Raw genomic sequence first — 18,315 nt, forward strand, 5'->3', positions numbered from 1 at the left:
TAGCGAAAACATTTCATGAACGACGACGCGTGAATAGCGAACCTGCCAGTAAAAATGTCGGAATGGACGATAAACCAACAATCAACAACCAATCCGTGAGCGGAAGCGACATGGTATGGAAAATTGGTTGTAACGGCGGATAATAAATGACGACAAGCAGCAATAAAAGCGACGACAAGACAGCAAGCACTAAATACATATTTTCAAACGGATTGCGGTCAAATACGGAACGCTCGCTTCGACAATCAAAAACGTGAATAAGCTGAGCGAGTACGAGCGTCGCAAAGGCGACCGTCTGCGCATACGTTAAATTTTCCGGATGACGCGTATGCACAACGAGAAACGCGATAAGCGTCACCATGCCGATCAGAAAGCCACGGCTAACAATTTTCCATCCGAGCCCGCGCGCAAATACCCCTTCTTTCGGATGGCGTGGCGGCCGCTTCATGACATTTTCTTCTGCCCGATCTAATCCGAGCGCCATCGCAGGAAGCCCGTCTGTCACAAGATTGACCCATAAAATTTGAATCGGTACAAGCGGAAGCGGAAGAGCTAAAATCATCGCAAACAACATGACTAAAATTTCTCCAACGTTTGAGGCGAGCAAGTAGCGAATAAATTTGCGAATGTTTTCGTAAATGTTTCGTCCTTCTTCAATCGCTGCTTTAATGGTTGCAAAGTTATCGTCTAACAAAACGAGCGAGGCCGCTTCTTTTGACACATCTGTTCCTGTGATTCCCATCGCAATGCCGATGTTGGCTGTTTTAATCGCGGGAGCATCGTTGACCCCATCGCCTGTCATCGCCACAATATGCCCTCTTTTTTGTAACGCTTGTACGATTTTCAATTTATCGTCTGGCGATACGCGCGCAAAAACATATACATCTTCCACAACGTCTTCTAATTCATCGACAGACAGTTGTGATAACGTCTTTCCGTCCATCACTTTTCCGTTCGGCGGCAACATGTGTAGTTGCTGGGCAATCGCTTTCGCTGTTAAAATATGATCCCCTGTAATCATGACCGTTTTAATGCCCGCTTTTTTACATTCGGCAATTGCTTGTTTCACTTCTTTGCGCGGCGGGTCGATCATTCCTTGTAAACCGATAAACGTTAAGTCGCTTTCCGCTTTCGTTTCATCATTGATTGCTTCGGTAAGTGAAAGTGGACGATAGGCGATCGCAATCGTGCGCAACGCTTGTGAGGCGAGCATATTGACCGTTTGTTGCACCGTTTTTCGTTCTTGGTCACGAAGCAGTTTTGCTTGACCGTCCATATATATGAAGCGGCAACGTTCAAGCAACATATCTGGCGCTCCTTTTGTGACAATCCAGCGCCGATTAGAGCGGTCTTTCACAATGATCGTCATCATTTTGCGCGTTGAATCAAATGGAAATTCATGTTCAATCGTAAATTCGGCCGCGATTTTTTCTTTCGTCCATCCGGCTTTCGCCGCCGCGACAACGAGCGCCCCTTCAGTCGGATCGCCAGCAATCATATACGTTTTTCCTTTTTTCTTCAGTTCCGCATGATTGCATAGCGCACCGAACAATAACATTTGTTGCAACGATGTGTCTATTTTTTCTTGTTTCCCGTTTAACAAAAACGTTCCTTTTGGTTCATAGCCCGTCCCGCTGACCGTCCATAATCGGTTATTTACCCATACGTGTGTAACCGTCATTTGATTTTCTGTCATCGTTCCTGTTTTATCGGAACAAATGACCGACGCACATCCGAGCGTCTCAACGGCCGGCAGTTTGCGCACGATGGCGTTTCGTTTCATCATTCGCTGGACGCCGAGCGCCAACACGACGGTAACGATGGCAGGCAACCCTTCCGGAATCGCGGCAACCGCAAGCGATACCCCAGCTAAAAACATGTCATATAACGCATGACCTTGCCATACACCGAGCACGACAACGAGCGCCGTCAGCGCTAAAGCGATGACAATTAAAATTTTGCCGAGCTGTTCAAGCTTCCGCTGCAATGGCGTCATGATCGTTTGTGCAGACTGCAATAAATGGGCAATTTGCCCCATCGCTGTATTCATTCCTGTCGCCACAACGATCCCGATCCCGCTTCCTTTCGTCACGAGCGTCCCCATAAACGCCATATTTGTCCGATCGCCTAACGAAACGTCTGGCGCAAGTGGTGCGGTTTGTTTTTCGACAGGAAGCGATTCACCCGTCAACGATGATTCTTCGATATATAGCCCTTTCGCTTCCACGAGGCGAACGTCAGCCCCGATGCGATCGCCGCTCGTAAATTTTACAATATCGCCAACGACAAGGTCGGCAGACGGCACTTTCATCCATTCGCCATCACGCAAAACGAGCGATTCTGGGGCAGATAGTTTTTTTAACGCTTCAAGCGACTTTTCCGCACGCCGCTCTTGTATAAATCCTAAACATGCGTTAATGATGACGATCGCCACGATCGCGACCGCATCAATGTATTCGCCGAGTACGGCGGAAATCGCTGTTGCTGCCAATAAGACGAGCACCATAAAATCTTGAAACTGTCCAAAAAATTGTTTGAATGCAGACGGTTTTTTTTCTTCCGACAGTTCATTTTTCCCAAATTGTTTTAACCGTTTTTTCGCTTCTTTTTCCGTTAATCCGAAACCGATCGTTGTATTTACTTGTTGTTCGACTTGTTCAACACGCAATTTGTGCCAGCTCATTTCTTTCCCCCTTCCGCTTGTCTTATCTATGACAGCTTATTCAGGCATGTACAAAAAAATGATATGGTATAATGAAAAGAAAAAAAGAGAAAGGTGTTTTCGATGTCGTTTGACGGAGTATTTACATATGCTATGACAAAAGAATTACAGCGAACGCTTGTCGACGGACGCATTTCAAAAATTTATCAGCCGTTTCCATCCGAATTAGTGCTTCACGTTCGCTCGCACGGAAGCAATTATAAGTTGTTGTTATGTGCGCACCCGACTTACGCCCGCGTTCATTTAACAAATGAAACGTACGATAACCCGCCCGAACCACCGATGTTTTGTATGCTTTTGCGCAAACATATTGAAGGCGGCGTCATTGAAGCAATTACGCAAGTCGATTTCGATCGCATGATCATCATTCACGTGAAAACAAGAAATGAGCTCGGTGATATATGTACAAAACAGCTGATCATCGAAATTATGGGTCGCCACAGCAACATCATTCTCGTCGATGAACAGACGAACACAATTATCGATAGCATCAAACATCTTTCACCTGCTGTGAATCGCTACCGAACGGTGCTACCTGGGGCGCCTTACATTGCGCCGCCATCGCACGACAAACTGAATCCGCTTGAAGCGACAGAAGAAACGGTGTTAAAAAAAATCGATTTTCTCGCCGGAAAATTAGCTGATCAACTCGTCGCGACATTTATGGGCATCTCCCCACTATTTGCGCGCGAAGCTGTTCATCGGGCAGGGCTTGCCAATCGCACGACATTGCCGAAAAGTTTTATATCGCTAATCGAAAATGTGCGAAACGAAAATTTTACTCCGTGTACGTACACAAACGGACAAAAAGAAATATTTTACGCCTTGCCGCTTATGCATATCGGAGGAGAAGTGAAACATTTTCCGACGTTAAGCGACATGCTCGATCGTTTTTATTTCGGCAAAGCGGAACGCGACCGGGTCAAACAACAGGCGCACGATTTAGAACGATTTGTCGCGAATGAAAAAGAGAAAAACGAGAAAAAGCTCGCGAAGTTAAAACAAACGTTAGAAGAAGCAAAACAAGCGGAGCAATATCGACTATATGGGGAACTGCTCACGGCAAACCTTTATGCAATGAAGCGCGGAATGAAAGAAATGGAAGTAATCAATTACTACGACGAAAACGGTGCAACGATCATCATCCCGCTTGATGAACAAAAAACGCCGTCCGAAAACGCGCAAAACTATTTTCAAAAATACCAAAAAGCGAAAAATTCGCTTGCGATTGTCCAAGAACAAATCGAACGAACGAAAGAAGAAATCGTATATTTCGATACGCTATTGCAACAGCTCGAAACCGCCTCGCCGAAAGACATTGACGACATTCGCGACGAATTAATCGAACAAGGATATTTGCGCGCTAAGGCGACAAAACAAAAAAAACAAAAGCCGCGCACGATCGAACTCGAGCGCTACATATCAAGCGACGGAACGGAGATCTTTGTCGGCAAAAACAATAAACAAAACGACTATTTAACAAACAAATTCGCCAGCAAAGACGACATTTGGCTGCACACGAAAGACATCCCTGGCTCCCACGTCGTCATTCGCAGCAAACAACCGTCACAACAGACGATTATAGAAGCTGCTCACTTAGCCGCTTACTTCAGCAAAGCGCGCCACTCGAGCTCCGTCCCAGTCGACTACACGCGCGTCCGCTACGTCAAAAAACCGAGCGGCGCCAAACCGGGCTTTGTCATTTACGAAAACCAACAAACGATCTACGTCACACCCGATGAGGAGTTGGTCGTGAGGATGAAAAAACCCGTCTAGATAAGGCGGGTTTTTAATTTAATCAAAATTTTTTGTCATTTTTTCGTCCTCTCTTTTTGTCGAATGATGATATAATGGAAAAGGAAAAAAGGGGGTGAACATGGTGGAACAGTTGTTGCAACGCATTTTTGATGAGCTGGCATTTTTACGTGCAAACATGGCAACAAAAGAAGACGTCGCTATGTTGAAAGATGACATTCGCGCATTAGAAAGCCGCGTCAGTCATATTGAGCAGACGATGGCCACGAAAGATGATATCGCAAGCATTGAACAGCGCATGGCAACAAAAGACGATATCGTTGTTATGGACAAACGCATCGAACACATCGAACAAACGATGGCTACAAAAGACGATATCGCTGCGTTACAAAACAGCATGCATGCGCTCGAACATCGAGTAGATCGGATTGAGCAAACAATGGCAACAAAAGAAGATGTAGCACTTGTGCCAGCTATTCGTGAAATGGTTGGACAATTAATGGAACGAATGACGGTTGTTGAGTTACACGTGCAAGAAATTCCAGCTATCAAACAGCAAATCGAACAGTTGTCGCAACAAATGGAAGAAGGGTTTGAGAAAATAGCGCATCAAGAAACGATCCTACAAGCATTATCACTCCGTTCGATTCAACAAGCAAACGATATCCACTATTTAAAAACAAACGTCATTTCCACGAAGTAAGAAAAGGGTGTCGCTCGTTGGACACCCTTTTCTTTATGCTTCTAATTGCTCACGCCAATGATGTAACGTCGCTCGCTCTTCTTCGGTAATGATGCCGAGTTCCATCGCTGTTTCCATTAGCACATCGTAATCAGTCACTGTATAGACCGGAACGTGTTCATGTTGAAACGCTCGTTTGCCTTTTTCTAATCCGTATGTAAAAATCGCAACGACGCCAAGTACGTGACATTCCGCTTCACGCAAAGCGCGTACGGCATTGAGTGAGCTGCCGCCTGTTGAAATTAAATCTTCAATGACGACGACATGTTGACCTGCTTCGACTTTCCCTTCAATTTGTTTTCCTTTTCCGTGTCCTTTCGCTTGACTGCGCACATAGCACATCGGGACATCGAGCCGTTCGCTCACCCATGCGGCATGAGGAATGCCTGCGGTAGCTGTGCCAGCGACGACGTCGACGGTTGGAAAATGCGTGCGAATAAGCGCGGTTAGTTCATCAGCAATCATTCGTCTCGTCGTCGGATACGCTAACGTCAACCGATTGTCGCAATAAATGGGGGCTTGTATGCCGGAAGACCAAGTAAACGGTTCGTTTGGGCTTAACGACACCGCACCGATGGAAAGTAATTGTTTTGCGATTTCTTTTTTCATTATTGTCCACCATCCCATTCCCGTTTTAGCCGCTCATATGCCGCATATGGATCATGCGCTTTTGTGATGCTTCGTCCGATGACGATATAATTCGTCCCAAGCTGTTTTGCCTCATGTGGTGTGACGATGCGCACTTGATCGTCCACATGATCATCCGCAAAGCGAATACCTGGGGTAACAGTCAAGAACGATGCGCCAAGCGATGCGCGAAGAAGCGGCACTTCTTTTGCGGAACAAACGACGCCGTCAAGCCCGCTACGGTAAGCAATCGTAGCGTAATGAAGTACCGTTTCGTTCATCGTACGGTCGATCAACAATTCATCGTGAAGCATTTGTTCGCTTGTGCTCGTTAGCTGCGTCACCGCAATGCAACGGGGACGCTTCATTCCAGAAGGCGTCCCTTCTTCTAATCCTTCGACCGCTGCGCGCATCATCGCGCTTCCTCCGGATGCATGAACGTTTACTAAATCGACACCTAATTTCGCCAAGCCTTTCATCGCTTTTTTCACTGTATGCGGAATATCATGAAGCTTTAAATCTAAAAAAATATGATGTCCGCGCTGTTTTAACTCGTCGATGATCGTTGGACCTTCTTGAAAATATAGTTCCATGCCGACTTTTAAAAAGAGCGACGTATCGGAAAATAGCTGTAAAAACGACCACACTTCTTCCTTGGATGAAAAATCAAGCGCCACAATAAACGGTTTGTCCATTATTCCAGCTCCTTCCCGTACATTCCGAAATATGTTGAATGCCAAGTTCATCTAAAAGCGGTGGCAAATCGCGAATCACATTTGGACAAACGTACGGGTCGATAAAATGCGCTGTTCCGATCGCAACCGCGCTCGCACCAGCGTAAAAAAACTCAATCACATCTTCCGCACTTTGAATGCCACCCATGCCGATAATCGGAAGCGATACAGCCTGGCTTACTTCATAAATCATTCGCAGCGCAATCGGCTTAATGGCTGGACCGGATAACCCGCCGGTTACGTTCGCTAAAATCGGCTTCGCTGTTTTGACGTCAATGCGCATACCTAATAACGTATTAATCATCGTCAATCCGTCTGCTCCCGCTTGTTCAATTGCTTTTGCCATCGCGACGATGTTGGTCACATTGGGTGATAGTTTCACATACACAGGCACAGCAGACACTTCTTTTACCGCCCGCGTCAGCTCCGCAGCGACTTCTGGAACTGTTCCAAATGCGATGCCGCCCTTTTTCACGTTTGGGCATGAAATATTTAGCTCAAGCGCATGAACGTTTGGCGCTTTTGATATGCGCTTGGCGACTTCTACATATTCCTCTACCGTTGAGCCAGCAATGTTAGCGATAATCGGTACGTCGTATTGCGCTAACCACGGAAGTTCTTCAGCTAGCACTTTGTCTATACCGGGGTTTTGCAGTCCGATCGCATTTAACATGCCGCTTGGCGTCTCGGCGACGCGCGGCGTCGGATTGCCGAAGCGCGCTTCAAGCGTCGTCGCTTTAATCATGATTGCTCCGAGGACGCTTAAGTCATAAAATTTCGCGTATTCTCGGCCGAATCCGAAACAACCTGAGGCAGGCATAATCGGGTTTTTTAATGAAAGCCCGGGCAATTCAACGGCTAATCGGTTCATAACACGACCTCCCCCGCTCGAAATACCGGCCCGTCGCTACATACTTTTTTATATGCTGTTTCGCTATGCGGCACGCGACATACGCATGCGAAACAAGCGCCGACACCGCAACCCATCCGTTCTTCTAATGACAAATATAGTTCTTTATGCGGAAATTGTTGTTGTAATGCTTTTAACATCGGCTTCGGTCCGCACGCATATAGCACATCAAATGAAAGAGCGTGATGTTCAATGACGTCGGTAACAAACCCTTTCATGCCGTACGAGCCGTCTGCAGTCGCCACATACGTCTTGCCGAACGAGGCGAAGCGTTCCTCGTAAAAGACGACGTCTTTCGTTTGAAAGCCGAGCACGATCGTCACACATACACCGTTTTTCACTAGTTGTTTCGCTAGTTCATATAACGGCGGCACCCCGATGCCGCCGCCGACAAGAAGGGCGCGCTGTCCGCTAGAAAGGGCGGAAAGCGGAAAGCCGTTTCCGAGCGGACCGAGCACATCGAGCGTCTCCCCAGGCTGTTTTTGCGAAAGGAGCGTTGTGCCTGTCCCTTCCGCACGGTAAACGATCGTACATTCGCCTGCTTCGTGATTAATGTCGCAAAGGCTGAGCGGCCGGCGAAGTAGCGGAGCGAAAGTTGCCACTTTCACATGCACAAATTGTCCGGGCGTGTGCATGCGCTGAACGAGTGAACTAGCGAGCGTCAATTCATAAATGCCTTTCGCTATTTGGCGATTGGAGATGATTGTCATATGTTCCTTCATACGCCCACCTTCTTTTCTGCCATCGCTGTTGTCGAAAACGTCATCGCTTCTAAAACGAGAAGCATCGCTTTCGCTGTATCGAGCGACGTTAAACAAGGGATGCCGTTTTCTACCGCTTCGCGGCGAATGCGGAAGCCGTCGCTTTCCGTTTCTTTTCCTTTTGTTAACGTGTTAATGACAACTTGCGCTTCGCCTTGGCGAATGACGTCAAGAATGTTCGGTGTGCCGGTATGAATTTTCGCGACGACAGTCACAGGAATGTTCGCTTCGCGCAACGTTTGCGCGGTGCCATTTGTCGCAAGCAACTGATATCCAATATTGTAAAAGCGACGGGCGATGTCGATCGCTTCTTCTTTATCTTTATCGGCAATCGTTAATAAAACTGCCCCGTACGGACGAATGTGAATGCCTGACGCAATGAGCCCTTTATAAAGCGCCTTCGCAAACGTGCCGTCTTTTCCGATCACTTCACCCGTTGATTTCATCTCTGGACCGAGCGAAATATCGACGTTGCGCAATTTCGCAAATGAAAAGACCGGTGCTTTCACATATACGCCTTCGCTTTCTTCTTTTAATCCGGTGTAGTAGCCAAGCTCTTTTAGCTTCGCCCCTAAGATAACTTTTGTCGCGAGATTGGCCATCGGAACGTTCGTAATTTTACTTAAAAACGGAACGGTGCGGCTTGAACGCGGATTCACTTCTAACACGTACACCTCGCCGTCATATAGCACGAACTGAATGTTCAACAAGCCGACGATGCGCAACCCTTTCGCCAACGCAATCGTATAGTCGACAATTTTTTGTTGAACGTCTTTTGTTAACGTTTGCGGCGGATAGACGGCGATCGAATCGCCCGAATGGACACCGGCGCGCTCAATATGTTCCATAATGCCCGGAATAAATACGTCTTCCCCGTCAGAAATCGCATCGACTTCGATTTCTTTTCCGATTAAATAACGGTCAATTAATACCGGGTGTTGCGGATTTACTTTCACCGCGTGTTCCATATAATGTAGCAGCTCTTCTTTTTTATAGACAATTTCCATCGCCCGACCGCCAAGTACATACGACGGGCGCACGAGAACAGGATAGCCGATGTCTTCAGCAATGTGTACCGCTTCTTCAACGGAAAACGCTGTTTTTCCTTTCGGTTGCGGAATGCCGAGTTGCGCAAGCGTCCGCTCAAATTTGTCGCGGTTTTCGGCGCGATCTAAATCTTCAAGCGACGTGCCGAGAATGTGCACCCCGCGCGCCGCTAATTCCGCCGCTAAATTGATCGCGGTTTGGCCGCCAAATTGAACGATGACGCCCATTGGCTGTTCTAAATCGATGACGTGCATCACATCTTCAATCGTTAACGGTTCAAAGTATAGCTTATCGGAAATGCTAAAGTCGGTCGATACCGTCTCTGGATTGTTGTTAATAATGATCGCTTCATACCCCGCTTCTTTAATCGCCCATACGGAATGAACGGTCGCGTAGTCAAACTCGATTCCTTGCCCGATACGAATCGGACCAGAGCCAAGAACGACGACACTTTCGCGCGATGTAACGAGCGATTCGTTTTCTTCTTCATATGTGCTGTAATAATACGGCGTTTCCGATTCAAATTCCGCCGCACACGTATCGACCATTTTATATACAGGCGTTATGCGAGCGCGTTTCCGCAGCTCATAGACGTCGCGTTCAGTCATTTGCCATAGTTTAGCGATCGCCACATCGGAAAAGCCGATTTCTTTTGCTTTTTTTAGTACGTCTAGATCGCCAACACGTTCACGTAAAACCGCTTCGTACTGTACGATGCCTGCAATTTTCGTTAAAAAGAACGGATCGATTTGACTCCATGCATGCACTTGTTCGACCGTTACGCCGCGACGAAACGCTTCCGCAATGTAAAATAGCCGTTCATCACCTGCTTTTTGAATGCGTTTTTGTAGCAGCGCATCATCGACTTGTTCTTTTAGCTCCAAATGATAGACGTTCGTTTCAAGCGAGCGTACCGCTTTTAATAGCGACTCTTCAAACGTGCGCCCGATCGCCATCACTTCTCCTGTCGCTTTCATTTGCGTGCCGAGATGGCGGTTCGCTGATTCAAATTTATCAAACGGAAAGCGCGGAATTTTTGTGACGACGTAATCAAGCGTCGGTTCAAAGCAAGCGTACGTTTTTCCTGTCACAGGATTCATCATTTCATCAAGCGTTAAACCGACGGCAATTTTTGCGGCGAGTTTCGCAATCGGATACCCAGTCGCTTTCGAGGCAAGCGCCGATGAGCGACTGACGCGCGGGTTGACTTCAATGACGTAATATTGAAAACTGTGCGGATCAAGGGCAAGTTGTACGTTGCAACCTCCTTCAATGCCGAGCGCACGAATAATGCGAAGCGAGGCGTTTCGCAACAGTTGATATTCGCGATCGCTTAACGTTTGGCTTGGGGCGACGACGATCGAATCGCCCGTATGAATGCCGACCGGATCGATATTTTCCATATTGCAGACGACGATCGCATTGTCTTTCGCATCGCGCATCACTTCATATTCAATTTCTTTATAGCCTGCGATGCTTTTTTCTAGTAAACATTGATGCACAGGGCTCATTTTTAAGCCGCTTGAAACGATGTCGACAAGCTCTTCTTCGTTCGTACAAATGCCTCCGCCTGTTCCGCCGAGTGTAAACGCCGGACGAACGATGACCGGATAGCCAATTTGGTCAACGAACGCATACGCTTCTTGTAAACTATGCACGATCGCGCTTTCTGGCACCGGCTCACCGAGTTCGTTCATCAACGCACGAAATTGTTCGCGGTCTTCTGCTTTTTCAATCGCTTCTAATTTCGTGCCGAGAATTTCAACGCCGCACTCTGCTAGTACCCCGGCTTTTGCTAATTCGACCGCTAAATTTAACCCCGTCTGTCCGCCAAGCGTCGGCAAAATGGCATCAGGACGTTCTTTTCGAATGACGCGGGCGACAAATTCAAGCGTTAACGGCTCCATGTATACTTTGTCAGCAATTTGTGTATCGGTCATAATCGTCGCTGGATTGGAGTTGACGAGAATGACTTTATACCCTTCTTCTTTTAACGCTAAACATGCTTGCGTCCCAGCATAATCAAACTCCGCTGCCTGCCCGATGACGATCGGTCCAGAGCCGATGACGAGAATCGTTTCAATATCTTGACGTTTAGGCATGAACGACACCTCTTTCTTTTTTAAACTGTTCAATCATCGCGATAAAATCATCGAATAAATGATTGGCATCTTCTGGACCAGGCGACGCTTCCGGATGATATTGCACCGTAAACGCAGGAACATCTTTATGACGAAGCCCTTCAATCGTTCCGTCGTTTAATGCGATATGCGTCACTTCTAATCGCGTATGAACGAGTGACTGTTCTGTAACTGTGTAACCGTGATTTTGTGAAGTGATCGCTACTTTTCCTGTTTTAATATGTTTCACCGGATGATTGGAACCGCGATGACCGAATTTCATTTTTTCCGTATTCGCTCCGCAGGCAAGCGCAAACAGTTGATGCCCAAGGCAAATCCCAAAAAGCGGAACGTGACCAAGTATGTTTTGAATCATGTCAATGGCTTCTGGTACATCTTTCGGATCCCCTGGTCCGTTTGATAACATAACGCCGTCGGGATGAAGTTGCAACACATCTTCTGCGGTTGCGTTGTATGGTAATACGATGACGTCGCAATGACGTTTATTTAGTTCGCGCAAAATGCCGTGCTTCATGCCGAAGTCGATTAAAACGACGCGATGGCCGCGCCCTGGGCTAGCGTATGGGCTTTTTGTCGATACGCGCTTCACTTGATCGCGCGCAAGTTCCGTTTCTTTTAAATGAGCGACCGCCTCCGAAACGGACACGTCCATGTCGCAAATCATTCCTTTTAACGTGCCGTATTGGCGAATGATGCGCGTCAGTTTTCGCGTATCGACACCTGCTAGACCGGGAATGTTTTTCATGCGCAAATATTCGTCAATCGTTAGCTCGCTTCGCCAATTGGACGGAGATGCGCACGCTTCCTTTACGATAAAACCGAACACATGCGGTGCAATCGATTCGAAGTCGTCGCGGTTTACGCCATAGTTTCCGATCAACGGATACGTCATCGTCACAATTTGCCCGCAATATGACGGGTCGGTTAAAATTTCTTGATAGCCTGTCATTCCGGTGTTAAAAACGACTTCACCAACTGTTTGTCGTTCACTTCCAAACGCTTCGCCAACAAAACGTGTACCATCTTCTAAAATAAGTTGTCGTTTCATCGCTCTCTCCCTTTCTGCCAAACGATTTTTCCATCTACAACCGTCATCGTCGGCCATCCTTTACATGTCCAGCCTGCAAACGGTGTGTTTTTTCCTTTAGAAACAAATGTATGTGGATCGATGACTTGCTCGGTATGTAAATCGATGACGACTACGTCTGCTTTCGCGCCAACTTTTAATTCCCCACCGTCAATGCGAAATGTTTTCGCTGGCTTTTTTGAAAGCCAATCGACGAGCTGTTTTAACGTGCATATTCCTTTTTCAACAAGATGCGTATATAAAAGCGGAAAGGCGGTTTCTAATCCGACGATGCCAAACGGAGCAAGTACCATCCCTTCACTTTTTTCTTCTTCTGTATGCGGAGCATGGTCGGTTGCGATAAAATCAATCGTTCCATCAAGTAATCCTTCGATTAACGCTTGTTGATCTTCTTTCGCTCGCAACGGTGGATTCATTTTAAAGTTTGCGTCTAACGAATGAATATCTTCGTCGCAAAGCAGTAAGTGGTGCGGTGTCACTTCAGCAGTGACGCGAATGCCTGCTTGCTTCGCCTCGCGAACGATGCGCACCGATTGTTTCGTGCTTATGTGGCAAACGTGGTAGTGACACCCGGTCGCCTCCGCTAACAACACATCGCGCGCAATATGTACAGATTCACAAACGGAAGGAATGCCAGAAAGTCCATGCCTTTTCGCAAATGATCCATCGTGCACGCATCCTTTATACGTCAACGTTTCGTCTTCACAATGTGCAACAATTGGCATATCGAGAGAAGCGGCTTGTTTCATCGCCTCATACATGATGCGCGCGCTTTGCACGCCAACGCCATCGTCTGTAAACGCAAACGCCCCTGCTTCTTTTAAGGCGGCAAAATCAACGAGCTGTTTTCCTGCTTGACGTATCGTAATCGAAGCGTATGGCAACACGCGCACGTGCGCCGTTTCGCGAATGCGGTTGACGAGCCATTCCATTTGTTGTTTCGTATCGGGAACAGGTTTTGTGTTTGGCATCGCTGCAATCGTCGTAAATCCACCTTTGGCCGCAGCAAGCGTACCTGTGGCAATCGTTTCTTTATGTTCCCCGCCCGGTTCACGCAAATGAACGTGTACGTCGATAAATCCCGGCGCGACAAACTGTTCACGCACGTCGATCACCTCGTCATGATCGCTTGCAGCGATGTGAGGTGCGATTTGAACGATGCGCCCGTCGTTCATTTTTATATCAGCTAACGTCAGCTCGCCTTGTTCATTAAGCAAGCGCGCACGTTTGAAAATGATAGTCATGTTTTGTTCCCCCTTTTTGTAATGCCCGTTTCAAAACAGCCATGCGCACGTATACGCCGTTTTCCATTTGTTTAAAAATGCGTGAGCGTTCACATTCAACGAGCTCGCTTGCAATTTCTACGTCGCGATTGACTGGGGCTGGATGTAAAATGATGCTCGTTTTTTTCATTTGTTTTTCCCGCGCGATCGTTAAGCCGTATTGCTCGTGATATTGCTCTTTCGTCCATCCTATTTTTTGTTCGTGCCGCTCATGTTGAATGCGAAGAAGCATGATCACATCTGCCTCTTTTACGGCTGTATCGAATTCGACGTACGTGCCATACGGATTCGTTATATCTTGCCACTCAGGCGGACTGCAGAAGAAAACATTTGCACCGAGCCTCGTTAATATTTCAGCATTGGAACGTGCCACTCGGCTATGACGAATGTCACCAACGATGGCGACATTCAGCCCGATAAATGTGCCAAATTGTTGACGAATCGTCATTAAATCGAGTAGCGATTGAGTCGGATGATGACCGCATCCGTCACCGGCATTAATGATCGGGATATGAATCGTTTCGCGAAGTGAGTCGAAGTAATGATCAGATGGGTGGCGAATGACGACTGCTTCCACACCGATCGCTTGCAACGTCCGAACCGTGTCATACAATGTTTCTCCTTTTTGAACGCTCGACATGTCTGCATCAAACGGAATGACTTCCAGCCCAAGCTTTCGTTCCGCTATTTCAAAGCTGCATTTCGTGCGCGTGCTCGGCTCAAAAAATAAGTTGGCAACAAACGTTTGTTTGTTCACTCGCCACGTCTCTCCGTGCGCAAATCGTTCCGCTTCATGCAAAATGGCAAGCACTTCATCAACTGATAACTCCGCTAACGTTAGTAAATGCATATAAACTCCTCCTTTTTAGTAAAAAACACCTTGCCGAGCGAGGCAAGGTGTTTAAAAAACATGAGGAAAGAGACCGTTTCAATGAACGGATTTCCTCTAGCACACCTTTGTAAGCCTCGCTGGACTTCTTTTAAAAGGTGTGTTATGCGACATCATGTTTTTGTTCAAATACGCTATCCGACACTTTCGGACGACCTGGCAAAATGAGGTTTAATACAATACCTGTGATGGCCGCAAGCGCCATACCGTGCACTTCAAATTGTTCTGACACTTTCACAACGGCATCCCCGATGCCAATGACGAGAATAACAGATGAAATGACTAAGTTTCGTTTGTCTCCAAAGTCGATTTTACTATCGACAAGCATGCGCAAACCAGAAGAGGCGATAATTCCAAATAATAAGATGGATACACCGCCCATGACCGGCGTCGGAATCGAGCTAATGATCGCTGTCACTTTGCCGAAAAATCCGAACACAATCGCAAGGACAGCTGCACCAGCTAACACGTACACGCTATATACGCGCGTAATCGCTAATACGCCGATATTTTCACCGTATGTCGTCTTTGGCGGACCACCGATGAGCGCAGAAATCATCGTTGCTAATCCGTCACCGAAAATCGAGCGATGTAAACCTGGTTCTTTAATATAGTCGCGCCCAACGACTTTGCTTAATACGAGCTGATGACCGATATGTTCAGATAATGTCACAATCGCCACAGGAACCATCAAAAGCACAATATCGAGCGTCACACGCACGTCATAATGAACAAACGGCAACAAGAAATCAGGCATCTCAAGCCACTTTGCCTTTGCCACCCCTGATAAATCGACGACACCGACAGCTAACGCGTACACGTAGCCAACGATAATGCCCATAAGGACAGGCACAAGACTAAACATTCCTCGCGATAAAATCGAGAACATTATTGTTGCGGCAAGCGTCACAACTGCAACAGAAAAGTGCGTTAAGCTATATTTTCCGTCTGGACCGTTCATCGCCATGCTGACGGCGACGTTGGCTAATCCTAAGCCGATGACGATAATGACTGGACCGACGACGATTGGCGGGAGCAAATTCATAATCCAACGATACCCTGCTTTTTTAATCGCTAAAGCGACGATGCCATATACGAGTCCGGCTAAAAAGCTACCGATCATCGCCGCACCCGGACCACCAGCTGCTTTGGCTGCAATAATGGGGGTAATAAACGCAAACGATGAACCGAGGTACGCAGGCACTTGCCATTTTGTGACGATTAAAAAGGCGAGTGTGCCGAGTCCGCTTGAAATGAGCGCCATCGCTGGACTTAATCCGACTAAATACGGCACTAAAATCGTTGCACCAAACATCGCAAATAAATGTTGTAAACTAAGTGTAACAAGCTGCCCAAAAGAAGGGACATCCTTCACGTCTAATACCGGTTTGTTCATCTTCTCTCTCCCTTTCTCAATTTATATAAAAAACCCTCTTTGTCCGTACGAAGGCACAAAGAGGGTATGAGAAACGAATCCCCTTTGTCAGCCTCGCTGGACTGCCTTTAAAAAGGGTGCTTTATTCATGTATGCTGACTTGATCGATGTCGTCGACTTCTTTTAACTCGACGACGATCATTTCCGAGCTTGACGTCGGAATGTTTTTGCCGACGAAATCAGCGCGAATCGGTAGTTCGCGATGACCGCGATCAACGAGCACCGCCAATTGAATTTGTGCCGGACGCCCAAGATCCATCACAGCATCCATTGCTGCGCGCACCGTTCGGCCTGTAAATAATACGTCATCAACTAAAATGACTTTTTGATTCGTAACAGAAAACGGGACGTCCGTTCCTTTTACAAGCGGTTCATGATCGTCTGTTTTTACCGTTAAATCATCGCGATATAACGTAATGTCTAGCTCACCAACAGGAATGGATGTTCCTTCAATTTGTTCAATGCGTTCAGCTAATCGTTTTGCTAAGTAAATGCCGCGCGTTTTAATGCCGATGAGCACACATCCGTCAATCCCTTTATTGCGCTCAATAATTTCGTGGGCAATGCGCGTCAATGCGCGTCGAATCGCTTGTTCATCTAATACAATCGCTTTTTGCATCGTTTCACCTCCAGACAAAAAACCCTCTCACCGTTTGGCGAGAGGGTACATGTAGGCATACGTCACCTAGATCCGACACCTTCTCAGCCTCACGGGACTGAATTTAAAGGTCTTTGTTCACTTGAGTTCATTTTACGTTTCCTTGTTTCGTTTGTCAACGATTATTTCGCAACATATCGAGCAATCGTTCAAATTCATGAGGAATCGGGGCTTCAAACTGCAAATATTCGCCTGTGCGCGGGTGATGAAACCCTAATACACCAGCATGAAGCGCTTGTCCATCAATCGGTAGCGTTTTGCGCGGACCGTATTTCGGATCACCCGCAAGCGGATAGCCGATATATTTCATATGGACGCGAATTTGATGCGTTCGCCCTGTTTCGAGTTGACACTCCACAAACGTATAATGTTCAAATCGTTCAAGAACGCGAAAATGCGTCACCGCTTCTTTTCCGTTTTCAACGACCGCCATACTTTGTCGATCGCGTGGATCGCGTCCGATCGGCGCATCAATTGTCCCGTAATCGTGCGGAATGACGCCGTGAACAATCGCGACATATTTGCGCGTCACCGTTTTGTTTACAAGTTGATTGACGAGCGATTCGTGGGCCAAATCGTTTTTTGCGACCATTAATAAACCAGACGTATCTTTATCGATGCGATGAACGATACCTGGGCGCAATACGCCGTTAATGCCTGAAAGGTCTTGACAATGAGCAAGCAATGCGTTGACAAGCGTCTCGTGCATATGTCCCGGCGCTGGATGAACAACCATGCCGCGCGGCTTATTGACAACGAGCACGTCCGCATCTTCGTAATAAATGTCGAGCGGAATTGGCTCCGGTTCCACATCTAACGGCTCCGGATCAGGAATGGAAATGATCACTTCATCATCGATATGGCATTTGTAGTTCGGTTTCACTGCTTTGCCATTGACAAGCACATGCCCTTCTTTTAACCATTGTTGTACTTGAGAACGCGACCATTGTTCATTTAATTCGGCAATCACTTTGTCAATGCGTTCCCCATCATGTTGTTCTTCAATCGTGAGTTGAATTTGCTCCATCGCTCATTCCCTTTCGTTGTTTTTCTTCGATCCATGTATAAATAAACATGAGCGCAACACCAATCGTTAATGCTGCATCGGCGACGTTAAAAATCGGAAAGCTATAATTGAAAATATACGTATGCACAAAGTCGACGACTTCTTTTCGAAACACGCGATCAATAAAGTTGCCGAGCGCGCCCCCAAGCATAAGTCCAAGGGCGATACCAAATAGTCGCTGCGTCGGCTGCAACCGTTGAATGTATATGACGATGCCGACAACGACGACGATGGTAATGACATAAAACAGCCAAAATTGCCCTTGCAACATCCCCCATGCCGCTCCGCGATTGCGATGCGACGTCATGTATAAGACGTTCTCAATAATTGGAATGCTTTCCCCTAATTCCATATAGCGAACGACAAGCCATTTCGTCCATTGATCGATCAATATAACGACAAAAGCAAGCAAATAATATAACATCTTACCCCTCCAAAGCGAAATTCTTTTTCATTTT

General features: G+C 46.9%; 15 protein-coding genes. 2 read left to right on the forward strand and 13 right to left on the reverse strand.

Annotated elements, in window-relative coordinates:
* Window positions 1–13: 13 nt before the first annotated feature.
* Window positions 14–2,683: a calcium-transporting P-type ATPase, PMR1-type gene (locus HNQ82_RS03280; protein ID WP_183247119.1), complete on the reverse strand. Its 2,670-nt coding sequence runs from the start codon at window positions 2,681–2,683 to the stop codon at window positions 14–16.
* Between the two features lie 102 nt (window positions 2,684–2,785).
* Between HNQ82_RS03280 and HNQ82_RS03285 the strand changes: the two genes are divergently transcribed.
* Window positions 2,786–4,498 (forward strand): Rqc2 family fibronectin-binding protein, encoded by a 1,713-nt coding sequence (locus HNQ82_RS03285; protein ID WP_183247120.1) that lies wholly within the window; start codon window positions 2,786–2,788, stop codon window positions 4,496–4,498.
* A gap of 103 nt (window positions 4,499–4,601) precedes the next feature.
* Complete coding sequence (locus tag HNQ82_RS03290) at window positions 4,602–5,180, forward strand: hypothetical protein (protein ID WP_183247324.1); 579 nt, start codon at window positions 4,602–4,604, stop codon at window positions 5,178–5,180.
* A gap of 33 nt (window positions 5,181–5,213) precedes the next feature.
* Here the strand turns inward: HNQ82_RS03290 and pyrE are convergent, their stop codons facing one another.
* From pyrE to lspA, 12 genes are all read right to left on the reverse strand, one after another.
* Window positions 5,214–5,828, reverse strand: a complete 615-nt coding sequence (gene pyrE / locus HNQ82_RS03295) for an orotate phosphoribosyltransferase (RefSeq protein ID WP_183247122.1) — start codon at window positions 5,826–5,828, stop codon at window positions 5,214–5,216.
* Window positions 5,828–6,541 carry an orotidine-5'-phosphate decarboxylase gene (pyrF, locus tag HNQ82_RS03300; protein WP_183247123.1) on the reverse strand — a complete coding sequence of 238 codons (714 nt, stop codon included), beginning with the start codon at window positions 6,539–6,541 and terminating at the stop codon, window positions 5,828–5,830. Before pyrF ends, pyrE begins: the two co-directional genes overlap by 1 nt.
* On the reverse strand, window positions 6,513–7,451 hold the full coding sequence (locus HNQ82_RS03305; RefSeq protein ID WP_183247125.1) for a dihydroorotate dehydrogenase: 939 nt from the start codon (window positions 7,449–7,451) through the stop codon (window positions 6,513–6,515). The genes pyrF and HNQ82_RS03305 overlap by 29 nt, the downstream gene beginning before the upstream one ends.
* On the reverse strand, window positions 7,448–8,212 hold the full coding sequence (locus HNQ82_RS03310; protein WP_183247126.1) for a dihydroorotate dehydrogenase electron transfer subunit: 765 nt from the start codon (window positions 8,210–8,212) through the stop codon (window positions 7,448–7,450). Before HNQ82_RS03310 ends, HNQ82_RS03305 begins: the two co-directional genes overlap by 4 nt.
* Window positions 8,209–11,400, reverse strand: coding sequence for a carbamoyl-phosphate synthase large subunit (gene carB, locus HNQ82_RS03315; protein ID WP_183247129.1), 3,192 nt, complete (start codon window positions 11,398–11,400; stop codon window positions 8,209–8,211). Before carB ends, HNQ82_RS03310 begins: the two co-directional genes overlap by 4 nt.
* The gene (locus HNQ82_RS03320) at window positions 11,393–12,487 is read right to left on the reverse strand and encodes a carbamoyl phosphate synthase small subunit (RefSeq protein ID WP_183247131.1); all 1,095 of its coding nucleotides are present in this window, start codon (window positions 12,485–12,487) and stop codon (window positions 11,393–11,395) included. Before HNQ82_RS03320 ends, carB begins: the two co-directional genes overlap by 8 nt.
* Entirely contained in the window at window positions 12,484–13,770 is a 1,287-nt protein-coding gene (locus HNQ82_RS03325) for a dihydroorotase (RefSeq protein ID WP_183247133.1), read from the reverse strand. The genes HNQ82_RS03320 and HNQ82_RS03325 overlap by 4 nt, the downstream gene beginning before the upstream one ends.
* A complete protein-coding gene (locus HNQ82_RS03330) occupies window positions 13,736–14,659 on the reverse strand; it encodes an aspartate carbamoyltransferase catalytic subunit (protein WP_183247135.1) in 924 nt (307 codons plus the stop codon). Before HNQ82_RS03330 ends, HNQ82_RS03325 begins: the two co-directional genes overlap by 35 nt.
* Window positions 14,660–14,801: 142 nt before the next feature.
* Window positions 14,802–16,094, reverse strand: coding sequence for a solute carrier family 23 protein (locus HNQ82_RS03335; protein WP_183247137.1), 1,293 nt, complete (start codon window positions 16,092–16,094; stop codon window positions 14,802–14,804).
* A 121-nt stretch (window positions 16,095–16,215) separates the two neighbouring features.
* Window positions 16,216–16,752: a bifunctional pyr operon transcriptional regulator/uracil phosphoribosyltransferase PyrR gene (pyrR, locus tag HNQ82_RS03340; RefSeq protein ID WP_183241669.1), complete on the reverse strand. Its 537-nt coding sequence runs from the start codon at window positions 16,750–16,752 to the stop codon at window positions 16,216–16,218.
* 154 nt (window positions 16,753–16,906) lie between these two features.
* Window positions 16,907–17,818 carry an RluA family pseudouridine synthase gene (locus HNQ82_RS03345; RefSeq protein ID WP_183247139.1) on the reverse strand — a complete coding sequence of 304 codons (912 nt, stop codon included), beginning with the start codon at window positions 17,816–17,818 and terminating at the stop codon, window positions 16,907–16,909.
* Window positions 17,793–18,281 (reverse strand): signal peptidase II, encoded by a 489-nt coding sequence (gene lspA, locus HNQ82_RS03350; RefSeq protein WP_032101521.1) that lies wholly within the window; start codon window positions 18,279–18,281, stop codon window positions 17,793–17,795. Before lspA ends, HNQ82_RS03345 begins: the two co-directional genes overlap by 26 nt.
* Window positions 18,282–18,315: the final 34 nt, after the last annotated feature.

Origin of the sequence: Anoxybacillus tengchongensis, assembly GCF_014201585.1 — a bacterium.
Classification (GTDB): domain Bacteria; phylum Bacillota; class Bacilli; order Bacillales; family Anoxybacillaceae; genus Anoxybacillus; species Anoxybacillus tengchongensis.

Coding starts and splice junctions, on each gene's coding strand:
- HNQ82_RS03280 (WP_183247119.1), bottom strand. CDS start 2,683: ATGAGCTGGCACAAATTGCGTGTTGAACAAGTCGAACAACAAGTAAAT.
- HNQ82_RS03285 (WP_183247120.1), top strand. CDS start 2,786: ATGTCGTTTGACGGAGTATTTACATATGCTATGACAAAAGAATTACAG.
- pyrE (WP_183247122.1), bottom strand. CDS start 5,828: ATGAAAAAAGAAATCGCAAAACAATTACTTTCCATCGGTGCGGTGTCG.
- pyrF (WP_183247123.1), bottom strand. CDS start 6,541: ATGGACAAACCGTTTATTGTGGCGCTTGATTTTTCATCCAAGGAAGAA.
- HNQ82_RS03305 (WP_183247125.1), bottom strand. CDS start 7,451: ATGAACCGATTAGCCGTTGAATTGCCCGGGCTTTCATTAAAAAACCCG.
- HNQ82_RS03310 (WP_183247126.1), bottom strand. CDS start 8,212: ATGAAGGAACATATGACAATCATCTCCAATCGCCAAATAGCGAAAGGC.
- carB (WP_183247129.1), bottom strand. CDS start 11,400: ATGCCTAAACGTCAAGATATTGAAACGATTCTCGTCATCGGCTCTGGA.
- HNQ82_RS03320 (WP_183247131.1), bottom strand. CDS start 12,487: ATGAAACGACAACTTATTTTAGAAGATGGTACACGTTTTGTTGGCGAA.
- HNQ82_RS03325 (WP_183247133.1), bottom strand. CDS start 13,770: ATGACTATCATTTTCAAACGTGCGCGCTTGCTTAATGAACAAGGCGAG.
- HNQ82_RS03330 (WP_183247135.1), bottom strand. CDS start 14,659: ATGCATTTACTAACGTTAGCGGAGTTATCAGTTGATGAAGTGCTTGCC.
- HNQ82_RS03335 (WP_183247137.1), bottom strand. CDS start 16,094: ATGAACAAACCGGTATTAGACGTGAAGGATGTCCCTTCTTTTGGGCAG.
- pyrR (WP_183241669.1), bottom strand. CDS start 16,752: ATGCAAAAAGCGATTGTATTAGATGAACAAGCGATTCGACGCGCATTG.
- HNQ82_RS03345 (WP_183247139.1), bottom strand. CDS start 17,818: ATGGAGCAAATTCAACTCACGATTGAAGAACAACATGATGGGGAACGC.
- lspA (WP_032101521.1), bottom strand. CDS start 18,281: ATGTTATATTATTTGCTTGCTTTTGTCGTTATATTGATCGATCAATGG.